This is a genomic window from Mesoterricola sp. JemC181 (genome assembly GCF_055384585.1).
In genome coordinates this window covers 4,030,579-4,048,084 of sequence record NZ_AP045076.1, presented here as the reverse complement: position 1 = coordinate 4,048,084, position 17,506 = coordinate 4,030,579, and the positions used below count along the sequence as shown (strand labels likewise).

Below are 17,506 nucleotides of genomic sequence, written 5' to 3'. Positions count from 1 at the left end.
AGTTCCTTCATGCTCCTCCGTCTCTCCGCAGCAGCCCTCCTGCCCGTCATGCTCATCGCCCAGGCCCCCGGCGAAGACACCCGGGCCCTGGTCGCCAAGTACGCCGCCATCGTCAAGAACTACCCCAGCCAGCTCAAGGAAGCCAAGGCCGGCAAGATCCACCTGTCCCTGGAGGGAACGCCCGAGGGCATCTCCGTGATGATCGCCCACGAGACCCGCCCCGGCGTCCGCCAGCTCCTGCTCCAGGCCCGCTACTTCATGCTCCGGTCCCTGGCGGCCGAGGCCGGAAAGCTGCCCGAGGCCCTGGCCAACTTCAGTTCCACCGTGAGCCAGAGTTCCATGCTGGAACTGGCCGGGCAGATCACGCCCGATTCCCCCGCCCTGGACCTGGTGGCGGAGGTGGATCCCCAGTTCCTGGGCTGGATCGCCTGGCACGCCAGCGGCGGGGGCTTCGCCAAGCAGACCGAGGCCGCCGCTGCGGCCAAGGCCTTCGCCTTCTATGACCAGGTCTTCGAGAAGCACCCCACCCGCGCGGTCAGGCTCATGGCCCTGGAGGGCGCCATCGAACTGCACTCCCGGCCCCGGATGATCCCGGAGGTGCGCAGCGGCCTGGCCCGCCTCCAGGCCTTCGAGCCCGGCTCGCCCGCCATCGCCAAATGGAACGCGTGGATCGCCAAGGCGGAGGTGGAGGACAAGGTCGCGCCCAAGGCCGGCAATCCCATGCCCGCCTTCAAGGTCGCCGAGCTGGGCAAGCCCGGGACCGTGCTGACTCCCGCCAGCTTCAAGGGCAAGTACTGGATCCTGGATTTCTGGGCCACCTGGTGCGGCCCCTGCAAGGGCGAACTGCCCTTCGTGCACAAGGCCTACGCCAAGTACCATCCCGCCGGCCTCGAGATCCTCAGCGTCTCCAGCGACAAGAAGGCCGGTGACATCGCGGCGTTCCGCAAGAACGCCGCGACCCCCATGCCCTGGCACCACGCCTTCCCCGAAGGCAAGGAGCGGGAGGCCCTCATGAACCTCTTCCAGGTGCGGGGCATCCCCCACGTGATCCTGGTGGGCCCCGACGGGAAGATCATCACCGTCAACGAGGGCCTTCGGGGCGAAGAGCTGGACAAGACCCTAGGCAAGCTTCTCAAGACGAAGTAGGGTTCCTTCCATGCCCCTCGTCCCGATCGCCAGGCCACGACCTGGCACCCGGCGCCTTCGCGCGGCCCTGCGGATCCTCCCGGGGCCGCGCGCGGCCGTGTGGCCCCTGGTGGTGGCCTGGGCCGCCATCTGCGCCATGCTGGCCTTCCTCCCGGGATGGTGGCTCACCGACTGGAAGGACCTGACCCTCAACCAGTGGTTCGCCGCCACGCACACCCAGGCCGCCAGGCTCACCCAGGAATGGGAGCACTGGACCCTGCGGTTTCCCGATTTCACCACCGGGACCGAACCCGCGCTCAGGACCTGGCTGGCCCGGGAGGCCCTGGTCACGGCCGTGGTGGATTCGGATTCAGGACGGGTCTGGCTCCGGGACGGCGACCGCCTGCGCGCGCCGGTGAACCCCGAGGAATCCCGGGAGCCGGCGGACTGGGCCCGCAGGGCCCTGGAACTGGCCCCCATCGAGCCCTACTCCAGCCCCGCCGCCAGCCGCAGGGCCCGCTCCGTCGACCTCGGCGCGTGGTGGCTGGTGGGGACCCTGGACCCCCAGAGCAGGAAACGCTGCTCCATCGTCGCCTTCTATGGCAAATGGTGCCTCATCAAGATCTGGGTTCCCGGCAGCCCCGAGGTGGAGCGGTGGCTCCAGGGCACCCTCAAGCCCGGCGCGCCCTACCGGTTCGGGGTGGTGTCGGGGTTCCGGAATACCGCCGACCTGGAGAGGCCCCGCAGCATTTCCAGCTTCCGGCGGCACTGCCCGGGCGATTCCCCGGAACGGCTGCAGTATGCGTGCCCGGACACGGCCCCCTTCCGGGTGGACAAGGAACTGAGCCATTCCTTCGGAGGGATGTGGCACGTGGTGCTCCAGATGTCCCCGGAGGCCTACCGAACCTTCTGGAAGGCCTACACCCTTCGCCGGCTCATGGCCTGGACCTCGTACGCCCTCGTCGTCGCCGCCAGCGGCCTCGCGGTGGCCCTCGTGCTCTTCGCCCGCAGCCGGGAGCGCCTCCTCGCCGACCGCCTCGCGTCCCTGACCCACAGCCTCAAGACCCCCCTGGCCGTGCTCAAGCTCCGCTGCGACACCGCCCTCAACCTCGACCTGCCCCGTGAGACCCAGGAGGCCCGCCTCCTGGAGATCCGCGGCGAGGTGGACCACCTGGTGCGCACCATCGAGGGCGGGCTGGAGGAGATGCGCTCCCGCTACTCGGGGCGGGTCCAGGACCGGGTGGACGCGGCCTTCTTCGAACAGCTTGACGAGGACCTGACCCCCGCCTTCGAAGAGCGGGGCCGCCCGCTGGAGGTCTACGGAGGCGAGGTCACCCTGCGGTGCAGCGCCAGCGTCCTGCGGGCCGCGCTGGACACCCTGGTGGAGAACGCCCTGGTGCACGGCCGCGGCCGCGTGGTGGTGAAGGCCTCCCGGCTGGAGGGCAGGGTCCGGGTGGAGGTTTTTGACGAAGGCGACGGGATGGATCCGGCCATCCTGGAGGGCCTGCGCAGACGGGCTCCGGCCGGTCCGGCTCCCCGGACGGGAGAGGGCATGGGCCTGCTGGTCCTGGCCCAGGTGGCGAGGCAGGAGGGGTGGGGACTGGCCTTCGGCAGGGAGGAAGCGGGTTTCACGGCCCGGCTGGAGCTTCCCGACTGACGCCCGGGCCCGGGCGTATGGATGGAAAGCCGTTCGCCTGGGGAGATTCGCGTGGCCTGCGTCACCGCAGGATCGGTTGCAGGGGCGCCGGCGCGGGCGCAGAGGCCAGATGTGCCCAGACGACCTCGCTCATCCACAGGTCGGCGCGAAAGCGCTCCAGCAGGGCCATCTTGGCCCTCCGGCGCAACATCAGCAGGTCCGGGTGTTCCAGGTTCGGGGCCCTGCGCTCGAGTTCCACCAGTTGCATGGCGCGGGCGTTCTGGTGGTCCACGAGGGGTTGCCAGGCAACCTGAAGGTCTGGCACGGCCGCGTTCGCGGCGCGAAGGGTCTCCTGGCTGGCTCGGGTTGCCCTGACCTGGGCGGCGAAAACCCTGGCCTGATCTGGGGTAAGCGCCTGTTCGCTCAGGCTCGGGCCCGGATCGAACGCCTCGTCCGTCCTGGCGGCGCTCAGTTTCGTGGCAGTCGTGAAGTAGCGCCGGTTCTGGCCCACGACCTCCTTCACCTTCCGGACGGTTTCGGGGTCAGGCTGGGTCGCGGCGGTACCTGGCGCTGTCCGTTCGGGTTCGGCCAGGCCACTGGCCACCAGCCCCTCGCGCATGCCGTTCCAGATTCCCAGGCAGGTCCGCCGCAGGGACGCATAGGAGCCGTCGGCGATGATGCCCAGCAGGGTCCGGGCATCCTCTCCCCGCCCGAGCGGAACCGACAGGGTCGAAGGAAGGGGCGTCCTGGGCCCGTTGGCCCGGTACAGATCCAGCAGATCCCGCTCCAACTCCTTGATTGCATTCACGTTCTGTCTGCTGATCGCGCGCTGGCGAGACCGGGCGTCCGCGACGGTTGCCGGCATGCCCTGGAGGACGATCATCCGGCCCTCCATCGAGACCTCGGCCGCCAGGCCGGGGTGGGGGGGCGCAGGCGTCTGGCCCAGCAGCGCCAGAACCAGAAGCGAAGACGGCATCATGGTCACTCCTCACGCATCAGTTCAGGCCGTACCTGGAGGACCTCTGCCGCGGGTGGGGGTAGTTGCAGGAGCATGCCGGAACTCCGATGGCCCATGGTGGCACCCGGTCAACGCATCGTTGACCAAGCCTTTGACCTGGCCAATCGCTCAGACGTTGAAGCGGAAATTGATCACGTCGCCGTCGTGGACCACGTACTCCTTGCCCTCGCTGCGGAGCTTGCCGGCCTCGCGGCACTTGGCCTCGCTCTTCAGGCGGACCAGGTCGTCCCAGCGGGTCACTTCTGCACGGATGAAGCCGCGCTCGATGTCGGAGTGGATCTTGCCGGCGGCCTTGGGGGCCGTGAGGCCGCGGTGGATGGGCCAGGCGCGGCACTCGTCCTCGCCGGCGGTGAGGAAGCTGATGAGGTCCAGGAGGGCGTAGGCCCCGCGGATGAACCGCGCGATGGCCGGTTCGGCCAGGCCCAGGGACGCCACGAACTCCTTCTGGTCCTCGGGCGACATCTGGGCGATGTCCATCTCGATCAGGCCGGCCAGGACCACCAGGCCCAGGCCCGCCTCGCGGGTGTGGCGCTCCAGGTCCCCGGGGGCGGGAGCGGCGGCCTCCTCCTCGGAGACGTTCAGGACGAGGAGCAGGGGCTTCTGGGTCAGGAAGCGGTACCCCGCCAGCGTCGCCCAGGCTTCGGCGGTGATGCCTTCCACCTTGCGCAGGGGAACGCCGGCCTCCAGGGCGGCCTTGAGGGTGCCCAGGAGATCGCCCTCGCCGGTCTTCGCCTTCTCCTTGGCGAGCCGCTCCAGGCGCTTCTCGATGAGGATGAGGTCGGCCAGGTTCATCTCGTCCTCGAGGCCCTTGGCCTCCGCGAGGGGATCGGCAGCCTCGCCCGCGGCGCCCGTGAAGCCGCGGACCACCTGGCACAGGGCGTCCACCTCGCGCATGGCCCGCAGCGTCGCCTCGTCCAGGCTCTGGCCGTGGCCGCCCGCGGAGGCCGCGGCCACGTCGCAGAAGGTGATCTCGGCCAGGGTGGTCTTCTTGGGGTGGTAGAGGCCCGCCAGGGCCGCGACCCGGTCGTCGGGGACCTTCACGGTCCCCAGGTTGGTCTTGCCGCGGGCCGCGCTGAAGCCGGTCTCGGCGGAGAGCCCCGTGAGGGCGTTGAACACGGTGGTCTTGCCGCTGCCTGGGAATCCGACCAATCCAACCTTCATGGCATGCCTCGAAAAGGACTGAACGAGCGCTGCGGCGATGACGGACTTCCTGCCATCCCGATCCCTGGAACCTGATCCGATCAGCCGATTGTAACCCCTGATCGCCGGGATGGGGCCCCCGCCGTGCGCCCGAATGGAATGCCAAGCCGGTGGGCGGCTCCGCGGGCAGCTTCAGCTTCGCCCCCTGCGGCCTGACCGTGAGGATCGGCGCCCGGACGTTCGAAGATGTCCGCGGCACGGAAGCAGGGGAATCCGTGCGCGTCTTCCACCTGGTCCAGGTGCTGGCGGAGGCCCGGTGTGGAACACCTTGACATATGACCTTTGCAACTGTGCAGTTTGGCCTCGGGGCCGCGGGTGTGGCGCCCGACAGCTTAATTTGTAATTATTGAAATAATTAAAGATTATATTAAATCGCAATGTGGCACGAATGATGAATAAGACAGTCCGAACCAGCTCTCCGGCCTCACCCCGGACAGGTCCATTGCCAGGTCCAAGCGGCCCAGGGCCTGGATTCCAATTTCCATTCCAACCCATCCAAGCGGAGGTCCCCCATGGGGAAGAACGTCATTGTCGACCTGAGCCACCCGTTCTACGGCGATATGCCCCTGTGGCCCTACTTCTCCAAGCCCGAGATCGCCCCGATGCACAGCCTGGCCAAGGGCGGCGTGCTCACCCAGACCCTGAAGATCACCATGCACACGGGCACCCACTGCGATGCCCCCCGCCACGTCATGGAGCGCATGTTCGACGGGCGCCGCGCGCTGTACACCCACGAGCTGCCGGTGGACGCCTACATGGGTGATGCGGTTTGCCTCGACGTGCGCACGGACTACTGGCAGCTGATCACCGCCAAGGACCTGGACGAGGCCGTGGCCCGGGCCGGCATGAAGCCGGACGAGCTCAAGGGCATGGTCGTCTGCCTGCGCACCGGCATGCACCTGAAGTGGGACGACAGCAAGGAGTACTACCACTACGCCCTGGGCTGCGGCATCGAGGCGGGCGAGTGGTTCGTGCAGCACCAGGTCAAGTGCGTGGCCATGGACCAGCAGGCGCTGGACCACCCCCTGCACACGTCCATGGGCAACAACGGAACCCGCATGAAGCTGGAAGGCTACACCGGCAAGCCGATCACGGAGGAGTTCATCGAGCGCTACGGCATCGAGGCCTACGCCGAGTTCGACAAGGACGTCTACATCCACGTCCACGGCATCGAGAAGTACAACAGGAAGTTCGGCAAGCTGGAAGCCGTAGGCTGCTACGGCACCTGGGAGCCCTGCCACAAGCTGATGCTCGGCAACGGCATCGTCGGCGTCGAGAACCTCGGCGGCGACCTGGAGAAGGTCGTGGGCAAGCGCTTCCGCTTCATCGCCCTGCCCATCCGCTGGCACATGGGCGACGGATCGATGGTCCGCGCCGTCGCGGAGATCGACGAGGACGACATCATCCCCCAGCCCCAGCGCATGTATCCCTACGGGGCCATGTAGAACCTGACATTTCCTGACAATTGTCCGACGAAACCCCACGGGCCGGACCGGGTCCAAGGCTCTGTGAACCACGCGGCCGGATTCCCCCTTTCCGGGAATCCCGCCCGGGTCACCGGAGGGCATACCCATGCGAATCACGCACAACCTTCTCCTTTCCACCCTCGCCCTGCTGGCCGTAACCGTCCAGCCGGCCCTGGCCGCCTCGCGGACCGTGACCCGGTCGGTCACCGGGCCCCAGGGCAGGACGGTCACCCGTTCCAGGACCGTGACGAGAGATGCCGCCGGGCGGACCGTCACCGGCACCGTCACGGGGCCCAACGGGACCACCGTAAGCCGCTCCCGAACGATCCGGCGCTAGTAATGAGAGGCATCGGGTATTGGGCGAAAGGCGCGGGGCCCGGGATCGCGCTCCTGCTGGTGGTCGGCCTTTCGGGCTGCCTCCGGGCCGTGCGGCGCGTGGCGGCCGAGGTGTCGACCCCGGACGTCGTGGTGAGCGGTGAACCGGGCCGGGTGCCGGCCGGGGTCCGGGAGGCCCTGACGGCCGCCGTCAGGCGAGGCGCCAAGGGCGTCACGGCCATCGTCATGCGGGACGGGAAGGAACTGTTCAGGCTGGACGTGGGGAAGATCGACCCGGAAGCCCCGTACCCGGTGGCCTCGGCCTCGAAGTGGATGACGGCGGCGCTGGTGATGACGGTGGTCGACGAGGGCAGGCTCTCGCTGGACGAACCCGTCTCGAAGCACCTGCCGGAATTCCAGGGCGGGAAGGGCCGCACGACGCTGCGGCACCTGCTGGCCCAGACCTCAGGCCTGGGCAGCCTGAAGGGCAGGGTGGACCTCCGCCAGGATCCGCGGCTCACCCTGGCTGAATCGGCCGCGGAGGTGGCCAGGCTGCCGTTGGAGAACCCGCCGGGCGCGGTGTTCGCGTACGGCGGGCCCGGTTTCCAGGTTGCGGGCGCGCTGGTGGAGAAGGTCACCGGCAGGCGGTGGGCGGACCTGTTCAAGGCGAGGATCGCCGGACCCCTGGGCATGGACCGGACCTTCTGGGAGCACCCGCCCGGCAGGGTCCCCTCCGGCGAGACGTCCAATCCCCTCCTCCAGGGGGGCGTGACCACCACGGCGGGGGACTACATGCGGTTCCTCTCCATGCTCGCCCAGGGCGGCGTCTACGCCGGACACCGGGTGCTGTCGGCCCAGGCCGTGAGGTCCATGGAGACGGTCCAGACCCTGGGACTGCCCAAGGACTACCTTCCGCCCGGCATCCCGGCGGAAGCGGACCTGCAATACGCCCTGGGGAACTGGTGCGAAACCTGGTCGGCGGACGGGCAGGGCGTCATGGTGTCCAGTCCCGGGGCCCTGGGGACCTACCCCTGGATCGACCGGAAGAGCGGGTTGTACGGGATCTTCTTCACGAAGCACAGGCTCCCGAAGGTCAGGGACGATTTCCTGAAGGCCAGGGCCGCGATCCTGCGGGGAATTGACGGCTGAAGCCGGCGGGAACCATCATGGTCCTGGGCCCGCCGGCCGCGACCCCCTGGAACGAAGGGCCCCCTGGAACAAGGAACGGCATGCCCACCGCGGTTCTCCTCATCGACGACGACCTGGCCCTGTGCGAGTCCCTGGCGCGCTTCCTCGCCATGCACGACCTTCAGGTCACGTGCCTTCCCACGGTGCGGGAGGGCGAGGCCGGGATCCAGGCGGGGGGCTGGGACCTGGTCCTGCTCGACGTGGGGCTGCCCGATGCCGATGGCCGGGAGCTGCTCCGGTGGATCCGGGGCCGGTCCCAGGTCCCCGTCATCATGCTCACGGCCCAGGGCGACGCGGGGGACCGCATCGCCGGGCTGGAGGACGGGGCCGACGACTTCGTGCCCAAGCCCTTCGTCCCCAGGGAGCTGCTCGCCCGGATACGGGCGGTCTTGCGCCGGAGGGGCGGAGCCGCCGGGGGATGCCTGGCGGTCGGGGACCTGCGGGTGGACGTGCCCACCCGGCGGGTGCTCCAGGGGGGCGGGGAACTCCCCCTCACCGCGGCGGAATTCGATATCCTGCTGATCCTGCTCCGGCGGTGCGGAACCTGCGTGACCCGCGAGGAACTGTCCGAACAGGCCCTGGGGCGGCCCCTCGGTTCCTGTGACCGGACCATCGACAACCACATCAGCAACCTGCGGCGCAAGCTCGGGCCCCGGTCCGGGCCCATCGACCGCATCCGGAGCATCCGCAACCTCGGGTACTGCTACACCGGGTTCCTGGATGCGTGATTTCTTCCTGAGGGTCTTCTTCACGTTCTGGGTCGCCTCGGTGCTGATGCTCCTCGGGTTCTGGGCCGTCACCGAGGCCACCGACGCCAGGCCCGTGGCCCGGCGGTGGATGGTGGACACCGTGGAGACGCTGGGGGCCACGGCGGTCGACCAGTTCGAGTTCGGGGGCAGGGACCGGCTGAACCTCTTCCTGGGCGCGCTCCGGGACCATTCCGGGATCCAGGCGACCCTGGTGAAGGATGGCGTCGATCTGGGCGCCTCGCCGCCGCCGCCGGAACTGGCGGACCTGATCGCCAAGGCCAGGGTGGAACGGCGGCCGGACTACGTCCTTCGGTCCCCCTGGCGCGGGGTGGTCGTTTCGGAGCGGGGGGCGAGCACCTACGTGTTCGCCGCCCAGGTCCGGCCCCGCCGGATGCTGGCCCAGTCCCTCACGACCGGCGTCCCCCAGATGAAGCTCGCGCTGGCCGTGCTGATATCGGCCGCCCTCAGCTGGCTGCTCGCCAAGAGCGTGACCGGTCCCATCGGGAAGCTCCAGGCCGTGGCCAGGGATCTCGCGGGGGGGAACCTGGCCGCCCGGGCGCGGCCCGCGGTGGCCGCCGGGGCGCCCGGGGTGGTCGCCGCCCTGGCGGAGGATTTCGATTCCATGGCCGCGCGGATCCAGACCCTGATGGACCAGCAGAAGGAATTCCTCCGGGACATCTCCCATGAGCTCCGCTCCCCGCTCTCCCGCCTCAGCGTGGCCGCCGGGCTCGCCCAGCGGGGGGACCTGGCGGGCGCCGAACGGATGGAGCGGGAAATCGGGATCCTGGAAGGCATGATCTCGGATCTCCTGACCCTTGCCCGCATCGACGCGTCCGTGCCGGCCTCGCGCCGGACGCCCGTGCATCTGGGCCGGCTGGTCCAGCAGATCGTCATGGACGCCTCCTTCGAAGGTGCGCCGGACCAGAAGACGGTAGTGCAGACGGGCCCCTTCGAGGTCCACCTCCAGGGCGACGCGGGCCTGCTGCACCGCTGCATCGAGAATGTCGTCCGGAACGCCTTGAGCTTCACCCCGCCCTGCGGGGAGGTGGAGGTCGAACTTTCCCGCGAGGCGCGTTCGGGCATGGACGGCTGCCTCGTGGCCATCAGCGACGGGGGCGTGGGCGTGCCGGAAGCCGACCTGGAGCGGCTCTTCGAGCCCTTCTACCGGGGGGCCGGCGAGCTGAACGCCGCCCGGGGCGGGGCCGGGCTCGGGCTCGCCATCAGCCGGAAGGTCGTGCAGTGCCACGGGGGAGCGATCGAGGCCGGGAACCTCGCCGGGGGAGGGCTCCAGGTCCGCCTCTGGCTTCCCCTCTAGGAGCTCAGTTCTGGGCGGCCAGGAAGGCCATCACCGCATCCATGACCACCGTCGGCGAAGCTGGGTCCATCCGGGCGGCGATCGCGTCGACGCCGTGGTCCGCTCCCCGCACCCGCTTGAGCACCAGCTTCCCTCCACAGGAGGTCCAGGTGTCGACGTTGCCTGTGTTCACGTAGCCGCCGAGGTCCAGGGTGGTGCCGCAGACCTGCAGGACCCGGTCGCTGTGCTGGTGCCATTCCCCGATCATGGTGCCGTTCAGGAAGGCCGCGTTCCCGGCCCAGACCACCACGGGATCGATGTACCAGTTCAGCTTCGTCCAGTTGCCGGAGGTCTGCATCACGGAATCGGCGTCCCCGAAAACGCCGAGGTAGGGAGGCGTCGCGTTGCCCAGGGTGCAGGCGCAGGGCGTGGCGGCCTGCTGGAACTGGGAGGAGGCCGGGCCGGCCAGGGAAACGTAGGCGTTGAACGTGGATGGGGATTCGCACCACATCCGGTTCGCCATCGTGCCTCCCATGGAGTGGCCCATCAGGGTGACGTGCGCAAGGCCGTAGGCCGTCCGGACCTTCGCCGCCAGGGCCTGCAGGAAGGCCTTGTCGTCCTGTCCGGAGGTCATCGCGTAGTTGGACCAGGTGGTGGCGCCTGACGACCCTTCGATGTGCTGGCCCTGGGGCAGGACGAGCATCACCTTGTTGGCGCTGAGCCAGGTCCAGTTGACGGTGCCGGTCGTGGTCGCGGCCGCGCTGGAATTCAGGGCCAGCTGGTACGCGATGGCGCTGCTGTTCCCCCCGCCGCCGTGCAGCGCCACGATGGCCCGGGTGGCGCCGGCGGGAATGCAGAAGGTCACGGCATGGGGGAAGCCGGGAAGCTGGGCGGTGATGACCTGGTTGCCCTGGGTGGCGGGCGGCTGGGATCCGGTCGCTCCTCCGCCGCAGGCGGTCATCATCCCGGACAGGACCAGAGCCGGGATCAGAAGGGCTGGACGGCAGTTCATCGGAAGGGGTCCTCCAGGGCTGGGTGCCTTCCTTAGGGAAGGAACGGTATCCCCATTAGATCCTGCGTCCGGCCGCTCCCCGGGGGATGGAATTGTAAGGAAGTGTCAGGGGAAGATCTCCTCCTTGGCGGCCTGTCCGGAGGTCATCGCGTAGTTGGACCAGGTGGTGGCGCCTGACGACCCTTCGATGTGCTGGCCCTGGGGCAGGACGAGCATCACCTTGTTGGCGCTGAGCCAGGTCCAGTTGACGGTGCCGGTCGTGGTCGCGGCCGCGCTGGAATTCAGGGCCAGCTGGTACGCGATGGCGCTGCTGTTCCCCCCGCCGCCGTGCAGCGCCACGATGGCCCGGGTGGCGCCGGCGGGAATGCAGAAGGTCACGGCATGGGGGAAGCCGGGAAGCTGGGCGGTGATGACCTGGTTGCCCTGGGTGGCGGGCGGCTGGGATCCGGTCGCTCCTCCGCCGCAGGCGGTCATCATCCCGGACAGGACCAGAGCCGGGATCAGAAGGGCTGGACGGCAGTTCATCGGAAGGGGTCCTCCAGGGCTGGGTGCCTTCCTTAGGGAAGGAACGGTATCCCCATTAGATCCTGCGTCCGGCCGCTCCCCGGGGGATGGAATTGTAAGGAAGTGTCAGGGGAAGATCTCCTCCTTGGCGGCCCTGAGGATGGCGAGCACGGCCGGGTGGACCAGCTTGCGCTCCGCCGAGACGGCGTAGGTGCGTTCCCGGACCCCTTCCAGGCTGCCCAGGGACCGCACGCCGTAGGTCCGCGCCACCTCTCCGCTGATGGCCGCGGGCGCGGCGAAGAAACCCAGGCCTTCGGCGCCGAAGGTCTCCAGCAGGGCGGTGTCGTCGAACTCGCCCACGATCACCGGCACGACGCCGTTCCGCTCGAACCAGGCGTCCAGGGACCGGCGCAGCGCGTTGCCCGGCGAGGGGAGGAGGAGGGGCGCACCGTTCAGACCGCCCGGGAACGGGCCCGGGTGGCGTTCCGCCAGGGCCGGGGTGCCGAAGAGCTCCACGCCGGATTCGCCCAGGAGGTGGTTGTAGGCCTTCGCTCCGCTGCGGGGCGTGCAGGGCGCGTCGGAGAGGACGATGTCGATCTCGTGGGTCTGGAGGGCGTCCAGGAGCCTGGGCAGGGGCGCCTCGCGGCAGGCGAGACGCAGGGGCTCCCCGAGCTCCAGGGCGGGGCGCAGGAGGCGGTGCACCATCAGCTTGGGGAGCACGTCCGAGATGCCGGCCACCAGCTGACGGGCCCGGCCCGTGGGGTGCCCCTTGAGCTGGTGCTGGAATTCCCGCCCCAGGGAAAAGATCTCCTCCGCGTACCGGAATGCCGTCTGCCCGGCGGACGTGAGCCTGAGGCCCCGGCCGGATTTCTCGAAGAGCTTCTCCCCCAGGCTCGCTTCCAGCTGGCGGATCTGGGTGCTGAGCGCCGGCTGGGAGAGGTTCAGGGTCCTGGATGCGGAAGTGATGGACCCTTCCTTGGCGGCTGTCCAGAAATAGAGCAGATGATGGTAGTTGAGCCATTCCATGCCAGAAGGATACATCCATTAAATGGATGGGATGGATAATAACAATATATAAAACATATCTTCATTTGCTCCCATCCTGTAGGTGCACGCGTCGTGCGGGGAGTGATCCATGAAGATCCTGATGAAGGCCCTCGGTTTCAACGCTGGCGATGCCTTGCACCAGCACGCGGTCACGCGCCTGGGCACGGCCCTCGAGCACTGGGAGGACCGCCTTGAAGGCGCGGTGGTGCGCATCGCGGATGCCAACGGACCCCGGGGCGGGGTGGACAAGGTCTGTTCCATCCAGATCGCCCTTCCGCACCGGGCCTTTGTCGTGGTGACCGCCGCGGCCTCGGACTACTACGCCGCGGTGGACCTGGCGATCCACCGCGCCTGCCGGGCCACGGCCCGCGCCTTCGGGCGCCTGTCCCAGGCCAAGGGGAGGGGCGTTTCCTGGCCCCTGGCCGCCTACGAATGATGCCGGGGCGCAATGGCGCCGCCTCGCTAGAATGGCATATCCACCCCATTGCCAGGAGGCGCCATGCCCACCGAAACCCCGACCCTCTTCACCGCCGGCGCCATGGCCAAGGAACTGGGCGTCTCCGACGCCAAGGTCAAGAAGGCCATCCTTGAACTGGGCCTGGTTCCGGCGGCCAAGAAGGGCTGCTGCTCCTACTTCACCGCAGAGGACCGGAAGAAGCTCACGGCCGTCTTGAAATAGCTGCATCCGGCAATCAACTTGACCGGGATCTCCATCTGGCCGGAGTTGGTGCATGCGTCCATGAGCAGTCCCTGGCATGCCTCTCCAAACCGGGCAGATGCTCTGCTCTAACCGTCAATCAAGTGCTTGATAGACGCCTGGTCAGATCGGCGATCAGGCGGTCCTTCATGACGAGGGCCTGATCCTTCTCCAACAGGGCCTGACGCAGGTCTGAAGACTCCCTCGCCTGCTCCTGAAAGGCTGTGAGCATGTCATCCTCCACGTCCATCCTGTCACGGACGTCCTGTTCGGCGCCGGCCCGCATGAGCCGGCGCAACACTTCCCGGTGGTGCTCCGGGAAATTCTCTTCCAGGATGTCCAGCACGTGGGGATCCGAACGGGAGGCCAGGCCCTGGTCGAACACCTCCAGCAGCCGCTCCAGTTCCGTGCGCCGGCGGTTCTTGAGGCGATTGATCTGAACGACGATCGCATCGTGGGTGAGCGCCTCCACGAACGGGTCCGTGATGCGCACTTCGTCGCCCGTGGCCACGTCCAGATAGTGCCTGTTGATCTTGAGCACCGGCACGTCCACGCATTCCAGGCCTTCACCCAGGAAGTAGATTGTAACGATCGGCAGCGCCTGCTTCTTCCCGCCCGGGTCGATGTAGACGTTCTCCGGACTGGCATAATTGGAGCCAAGGTAGCGCCGGAAGCGCTGCACGTCCCAGGCGCTGCGGGCCTTCTGGATCTCGATCAGGACCAGCTTGCGGCCGCCGTCCTCCAGGCGCACGGCGGCCGCGAAATCCAGGCGCAGGACCAGGAGCTGGGTGCCATCCGGCTTGGCCGCCTCATGGTGCACTTCGGTTGGGCGGAACTGCAACTCAAGCACCTCTTTGCCCAAGAGGGCAGAAAGCACGAGCCGGGCGACCTTCTCGTCATCGAGCAGGTACTTGAATACCACATCATAGATGGGGTTGGCGATGCGCACCGGCCGAAGACCTCCTGGGCGAAGTGTAGCGACCTCGCGCACCGAGGTGCCACAGAACGGCTCATGGCATGTCGAACGACAGGAGGGCCCAGTTGCCTGAAATGGGATCCAGGATTGAACACGCCTTCTTCTGCCGTTCCCGGCGCCTTCCTTCCTACCTTCAATTAGATTGGGATCCGAATGGACTGGAGGCTGTTGGCCGGGATGGCGACCGCCGCGCGGGATCCGCCCACCTGGAGGGTGTAGGTGATCGGACGATCGGACGGATTGAAGGCGATGACGGCCAGGTGCCGGCCGTCGCGGCTCCGGGCGGCGGTGGCAAGGAGGGCGCCGGGGTTCCGGGCCGTCACCCGCACGATGCGGTCCCCGGGGCGCAGGTAGCGGCTGAAGTGGGCCAGCACGGCGTGCAGGGGGGTGAGGTAGGCGTCGCCGGTGGCGGTGTCCACCATCACGGGGGCGGCGCAGAAGTTGCCCACGTGGTTGGGGCCGCCCTGGCGGTCCAGGACGATGTTCCAGTCGATCCACCCTGCCAGGCCGTGGTTGAGGCCCTCCAGCAGCTCCCGGGCGTAGCGGTGGACGGGGGCGTAGAGCGGGTGGTCGCCGCGCTCGGCTTCGGGGGCCCAGCGCCAGCCCCAGTCGGCGGCGCCGGGGCGCCACCACCAGGCGTCGTTGCGCCAGCCCAGGAAGGTTCCGCCGGGGGCGTTCTCCTTCAGGCTGATGGCGTCCACACAGCCTTCGGTGTGCAGGAGGGGCAGGGCGGGCCAGCGCGAACGCAGGGTCTCCAGGACCGCGCTGCCGCCGGGGCCGGTGCGCTCGTACCAGTGGACCCCGGTGCCCCACACGAAGGGCGCGGCGGCGGGGTCGGCCATGATCGCTTCGGAAAAGGCCAGGGCGTTGGCGTCGCGGTTGTGGTCGAACTGGATGATCTTCACGGCGCCCAGGCCGGCCTCCCGGAGCCGCGGGCCCAGGTGGCCGCCCACATATTGCGCCATGGCCGCGGGCGTGAATTCCATGCTCTCCCACTGGCCCCCGTTGCCCATGGGCTCGTTCTCCGGGGTCACGGCCCAGATGGACACGCCCGCGTCCCGGTAGGCCTGGAGGTAGCGCACCATGTAGCGCGCGAAGGTGTCGTGGTGGCGGGGCAGGAGGGTGCCGCCGCGGCCGGCGCCGTACCAGTCCTGGTTGTCCTTCATCCATGCAGGTGCGGTCCAGGGGCTGGCGACGAGCTTCAGGGCGGGCTCCCGGGCCAGGGCGTCCTTCACCAGGGGCAGCAGGGCGTAGGCGGGGTCGAGGGCGCCCTTGAAACTCCGGGTGTCGGGGGCGATGGAGAAGTGGGCGAGGGCGACGTCTCCGGCCACGTCGTCGTAGGAGAACCGCCCCTCCACGGAGAAGTCGCAGGCGCCCACGGGGATCCGGGCCATCGTGAAGGCCGCGCCGCCCGGGCCGAAGAAGAGGTCGAGGACCTCGTCCCGCCTGGCCTTCGGGAGCCGGGCCAGGACGCAGGCGGAGCTCTCGGTGAGGGCGCCGCCGATGCCTTCGAGGGTCTGCCGCGCATCGCCGGGATGCACGGTCAGAAGGGGGCCCCGCGCGGGCGCGCCCTTGCGGAACCTGGGCGCCGGCAGCTCCCGGAGGCGGTCCCCGGCGGCGCTGGACTGGACGAAGGGGGCGGGCGGGGCCGCCAGGGCCAGCAGGAGGAGGGCCTCCGGGATCATTCCCGGACCCGCAGGGGATCGGCCCAGGTCCCGGGGTACAGGAACCGGCGGGCGGTGACGGTCTTCACGAACTTGCCGAAGCGCAGGTCCACGCCGCCGTAGACCGCCAGCACGGGGCAGCCCGCGAAGGGCCGGAACGCATCGTCCACGGGCGTTCCGGGAAGGATGCGGCGGGCGCGGGTCTCGGCGGGCTCCCAGCCCTTGTGGGCGGAGAAGGCGTAGCGCAGGTCGCCGTCCACCTTGAAGGGACCCGTGGCCCCCAGGCGGAACGTCACGGGCACGGCCGCTTCGCCCTCCAGTCCCGCCGCGCCGGCAGTGAGTTCCAGCCGCGGCCACTCGATGGGGTCCTTGCCGGTGAGCACCACGAAGGTCTCCCACTTCACCACGCGGCCCGCGGCGTCCAGGGCCTCCACCACCAGCTCGCGGTCGGTGAGGCCCTCGCCGGGGAAGTCCAGCTCCCCGGTGGCGAGGCCCCGGGCGTCGGGCACCGCCTCCAGGAGAACCCGGTCCCGGAAGACCACCCGCAGGCGCCTCACGCCGGGCTGGCAGTGGGCCTCCAGGGGCACGCGGTTCCGGTAGAAGGCGTGGTTCTTCGGGGAGGCCACCAGGGCCTGGTTGTACTGGGCCAGGGCGTGCCAGGCGGGGCGGGGGTGGCCCGTGGTGTCCTTGAGGGAGGCGAAGCCGAGAAAGCCGAACCACTCCTCGGCCTCGTCGTCGTGCACCGCGGGGTTGCCGGCCTTCCACCAGCCGTCGGCGTAGTAGAAGGGGCACAGGCCCGTGCCGCCGGCGTCGAGGAAGTCGCGGTAGTACTGGGTCATGGCGTCGGCCTGCTGGCGAAGGGTATTGCCGCCGTAGAGGCCCTCGCCCTTGCGGGACACGGACCGGCCGAATTCCGTGAGAAGCGCGGGCTTGCCGTCGGTGCCCGAAAGCATGCGCTGGGCCTCGGCGAAGCCGTGCGTGTAGTTGGCGCTGTCCTTGTAGTCGTAGGCGTTGCGGCCGCGCACGTCGAACAGCGCCATGTCCACCCACTCCGTGATGGCCGAATTGCCCGAAATGGTCACGGGGATGCCGGGGTGGAGCTCGTGGATGAGGCCCACGGCGCGGGTCCACAGGTCCCGCGTGGCCTTCGCGCCCACCTTGCGGATGTGCTCGGGCATGGGCTCGTTCATGATCAGGTACGTGATCACGCAGTCGTAGTTCCGCGTGTAGGCCAGGGTCGCGCGGATGAGCTCCAGGTCCCGGGCGACCACGGCGGGGTCGGCGAAATCCTCGTCGGGCTTGAGCCAGATGCCGTAGACGAGCTTGAGGCCCGAGGCCTGCACCACCTTGAGCTCGGCTTCGCTCATCTGGGACCAGGTGCGGATGCCGTTGAAGCCCGCGGCCTTGATGACCGCCAGGTCCCTGCGCACCTGCTCCAGGTCCCGGCCGCGGGCTTCGTAGGGGGCCTCGCCGGGGCGGGCCCCGGTCTCGTAGCCGATGGCGTTCACCAGGAACCGGTGGCCGTCCAGGTGGTACCAGCCGTCCTTGAGTTCCAGGCCGCCGGCGGCGCAGGGATAGGCCAGGGCAAGGCCGAGCAGCAGCCGTCGCATGGTGC

18 protein-coding genes are annotated in these 17,506 nt (G+C 69.0%); 10 read left to right on the top strand and 8 right to left on the bottom strand.

Features of this window, described 5'->3' with window-relative positions; genetic code table 11:
* The first annotated feature begins 9 nt into the window (after positions 1–9).
* Both ACZ5MC_RS17820 and ACZ5MC_RS17815 read left to right on the top strand, forming a co-directional pair.
* Positions 10–1,146: a TlpA family protein disulfide reductase gene (locus ACZ5MC_RS17820; RefSeq protein ID WP_464516411.1), complete on the top strand. Its 1,137-nt coding sequence runs from the start codon at positions 10–12 to the stop codon at positions 1,144–1,146.
* A gap of 10 nt (positions 1,147–1,156) precedes the next feature.
* Positions 1,157–2,782 carry a sensor histidine kinase gene (locus ACZ5MC_RS17815; protein WP_464516410.1) on the top strand — a complete coding sequence of 542 codons (1,626 nt, stop codon included), beginning with the start codon at positions 1,157–1,159 and terminating at the stop codon, positions 2,780–2,782.
* Positions 2,783–2,843: 61 nt separating this feature from the next.
* Here ACZ5MC_RS17815 and ACZ5MC_RS17810 read toward each other — a convergent pair whose 3' ends face one another.
* Together ACZ5MC_RS17810 and ACZ5MC_RS17805 are read right to left on the bottom strand one after the other, a co-directional pair.
* A complete protein-coding gene (locus ACZ5MC_RS17810; protein WP_464516409.1) occupies positions 2,844–3,740 on the bottom strand; it encodes a hypothetical protein in 897 nt (298 codons plus the stop codon).
* A 147-nt stretch (positions 3,741–3,887) separates the two neighbouring features.
* On the bottom strand, positions 3,888–4,928 hold the full coding sequence (locus ACZ5MC_RS17805) for a redox-regulated ATPase YchF (protein ID WP_464516408.1): 1,041 nt from the start codon (positions 4,926–4,928) through the stop codon (positions 3,888–3,890).
* 161 nt (positions 4,929–5,089) lie between these two features.
* Between ACZ5MC_RS17805 and ACZ5MC_RS17800 the strand changes: the two genes are divergently transcribed.
* The 6 genes from ACZ5MC_RS17800 (at position 5,090) to ACZ5MC_RS17775 (ending at position 10,012) form a co-directional block, all read left to right on the top strand.
* A complete protein-coding gene (locus tag ACZ5MC_RS17800) occupies positions 5,090–5,251 on the top strand; it encodes a hypothetical protein (RefSeq protein WP_306601823.1) in 162 nt (53 codons plus the stop codon).
* A gap of 240 nt (positions 5,252–5,491) precedes the next feature.
* Complete coding sequence (locus ACZ5MC_RS17795) at positions 5,492–6,424, top strand: cyclase family protein (RefSeq protein WP_306601822.1); 933 nt, start codon at positions 5,492–5,494, stop codon at positions 6,422–6,424.
* Between the two features lie 127 nt (positions 6,425–6,551).
* Positions 6,552–6,782 (top strand): hypothetical protein, encoded by a 231-nt coding sequence (locus ACZ5MC_RS17790; RefSeq protein ID WP_464516407.1) that lies wholly within the window; start codon positions 6,552–6,554, stop codon positions 6,780–6,782.
* 2 nt (positions 6,783–6,784) lie between these two features.
* Positions 6,785–7,909 (top strand): serine hydrolase domain-containing protein, encoded by a 1,125-nt coding sequence (locus tag ACZ5MC_RS17785; RefSeq protein ID WP_464516406.1) that lies wholly within the window; start codon positions 6,785–6,787, stop codon positions 7,907–7,909.
* 80 nt (positions 7,910–7,989) lie between these two features.
* A complete protein-coding gene (locus ACZ5MC_RS17780) occupies positions 7,990–8,676 on the top strand; it encodes a response regulator transcription factor (RefSeq protein ID WP_464516405.1) in 687 nt (228 codons plus the stop codon).
* Entirely contained in the window at positions 8,669–10,012 is a 1,344-nt protein-coding gene (locus tag ACZ5MC_RS17775; protein WP_464516404.1) for a sensor histidine kinase, read from the top strand. Before ACZ5MC_RS17780 ends, ACZ5MC_RS17775 begins: the two co-directional genes overlap by 8 nt.
* Positions 10,013–10,016: 4 nt before the next feature.
* Here the strand turns inward: ACZ5MC_RS17775 and ACZ5MC_RS17770 are convergent, their stop codons facing one another.
* From ACZ5MC_RS17770 to ACZ5MC_RS17760, 3 genes are all read right to left on the bottom strand, one after another.
* Positions 10,017–11,003, bottom strand: coding sequence for an alpha/beta fold hydrolase (locus ACZ5MC_RS17770; protein WP_464516403.1), 987 nt, complete (start codon positions 11,001–11,003; stop codon positions 10,017–10,019).
* A 105-nt stretch (positions 11,004–11,108) separates the two neighbouring features.
* The gene (locus ACZ5MC_RS17765; protein WP_464516402.1) at positions 11,109–11,528 is read right to left on the bottom strand and encodes a hypothetical protein; all 420 of its coding nucleotides are present in this window, start codon (positions 11,526–11,528) and stop codon (positions 11,109–11,111) included.
* Positions 11,529–11,633: 105 nt separating this feature from the next.
* On the bottom strand, positions 11,634–12,533 hold the full coding sequence (locus ACZ5MC_RS17760; RefSeq protein ID WP_464516401.1) for a LysR family transcriptional regulator: 900 nt from the start codon (positions 12,531–12,533) through the stop codon (positions 11,634–11,636).
* 109 nt (positions 12,534–12,642) lie between these two features.
* Between ACZ5MC_RS17760 and ACZ5MC_RS17755 the strand changes: the two genes are divergently transcribed.
* Together ACZ5MC_RS17755 and ACZ5MC_RS17750 are read left to right on the top strand one after the other, a co-directional pair.
* Complete coding sequence (locus ACZ5MC_RS17755) at positions 12,643–12,990, top strand: HPF/RaiA family ribosome-associated protein (protein WP_306601820.1); 348 nt, start codon at positions 12,643–12,645, stop codon at positions 12,988–12,990.
* Between the two features lie 63 nt (positions 12,991–13,053).
* Positions 13,054–13,233, top strand: coding sequence for a hypothetical protein (locus ACZ5MC_RS17750; protein ID WP_306601819.1), 180 nt, complete (start codon positions 13,054–13,056; stop codon positions 13,231–13,233).
* A gap of 118 nt (positions 13,234–13,351) precedes the next feature.
* Here ACZ5MC_RS17750 and ACZ5MC_RS17745 read toward each other — a convergent pair whose 3' ends face one another.
* The 3 genes from ACZ5MC_RS17745 to ACZ5MC_RS17735 form a co-directional block, all read right to left on the bottom strand.
* Positions 13,352–14,200, bottom strand: a complete 849-nt coding sequence (locus tag ACZ5MC_RS17745) for a hypothetical protein (RefSeq protein WP_464516400.1) — start codon at positions 14,198–14,200, stop codon at positions 13,352–13,354.
* Positions 14,201–14,364: 164 nt separating this feature from the next.
* On the bottom strand, positions 14,365–15,912 hold the full coding sequence (locus ACZ5MC_RS17740; RefSeq protein WP_464516399.1) for a glycoside hydrolase family 30 protein: 1,548 nt from the start codon (positions 15,910–15,912) through the stop codon (positions 14,365–14,367).
* On the bottom strand, positions 15,909–17,501 hold the full coding sequence (locus ACZ5MC_RS17735) for a glycoside hydrolase 5 family protein (protein WP_464516398.1): 1,593 nt from the start codon (positions 17,499–17,501) through the stop codon (positions 15,909–15,911). Before ACZ5MC_RS17735 ends, ACZ5MC_RS17740 begins: the two co-directional genes overlap by 4 nt.
* Positions 17,502–17,506: the final 5 nt, after the last annotated feature.

Excerpts from the sequence above, each read along its gene's own strand:
- ACZ5MC_RS17820 (WP_464516411.1), top strand. The coding sequence starts at position 10 with ATGCTCCTCCGTCTCTCCGCAGCAGCCCTCCTGCCCGTCATGCTCATC.
- ACZ5MC_RS17815 (WP_464516410.1), top strand. The coding sequence starts at position 1,157 with ATGCCCCTCGTCCCGATCGCCAGGCCACGACCTGGCACCCGGCGCCTT.
- ACZ5MC_RS17810 (WP_464516409.1), bottom strand. The coding sequence starts at position 3,740 with ATGATGCCGTCTTCGCTTCTGGTTCTGGCGCTGCTGGGCCAGACGCCT.
- ACZ5MC_RS17795 (WP_306601822.1), top strand. The coding sequence starts at position 5,492 with ATGGGGAAGAACGTCATTGTCGACCTGAGCCACCCGTTCTACGGCGAT.
- ACZ5MC_RS17790 (WP_464516407.1), top strand. The coding sequence starts at position 6,552 with ATGCGAATCACGCACAACCTTCTCCTTTCCACCCTCGCCCTGCTGGCC.
- ACZ5MC_RS17785 (WP_464516406.1), top strand. The coding sequence starts at position 6,785 with ATGAGAGGCATCGGGTATTGGGCGAAAGGCGCGGGGCCCGGGATCGCG.
- ACZ5MC_RS17780 (WP_464516405.1), top strand. The coding sequence starts at position 7,990 with ATGCCCACCGCGGTTCTCCTCATCGACGACGACCTGGCCCTGTGCGAG.
- ACZ5MC_RS17775 (WP_464516404.1), top strand. The coding sequence starts at position 8,669 with ATGCGTGATTTCTTCCTGAGGGTCTTCTTCACGTTCTGGGTCGCCTCG.
- ACZ5MC_RS17770 (WP_464516403.1), bottom strand. The coding sequence starts at position 11,003 with ATGAACTGCCGTCCAGCCCTTCTGATCCCGGCTCTGGTCCTGTCCGGG.
- ACZ5MC_RS17765 (WP_464516402.1), bottom strand. The coding sequence starts at position 11,528 with ATGAACTGCCGTCCAGCCCTTCTGATCCCGGCTCTGGTCCTGTCCGGG.
- ACZ5MC_RS17760 (WP_464516401.1), bottom strand. The coding sequence starts at position 12,533 with ATGGAATGGCTCAACTACCATCATCTGCTCTATTTCTGGACAGCCGCC.
- ACZ5MC_RS17755 (WP_306601820.1), top strand. The coding sequence starts at position 12,643 with ATGAAGATCCTGATGAAGGCCCTCGGTTTCAACGCTGGCGATGCCTTG.
- ACZ5MC_RS17750 (WP_306601819.1), top strand. The coding sequence starts at position 13,054 with ATGCCCACCGAAACCCCGACCCTCTTCACCGCCGGCGCCATGGCCAAG.
- ACZ5MC_RS17740 (WP_464516399.1), bottom strand. The coding sequence starts at position 15,912 with ATGATCCCGGAGGCCCTCCTCCTGCTGGCCCTGGCGGCCCCGCCCGCC.
- ACZ5MC_RS17735 (WP_464516398.1), bottom strand. The coding sequence starts at position 17,501 with ATGCGACGGCTGCTGCTCGGCCTTGCCCTGGCCTATCCCTGCGCCGCC.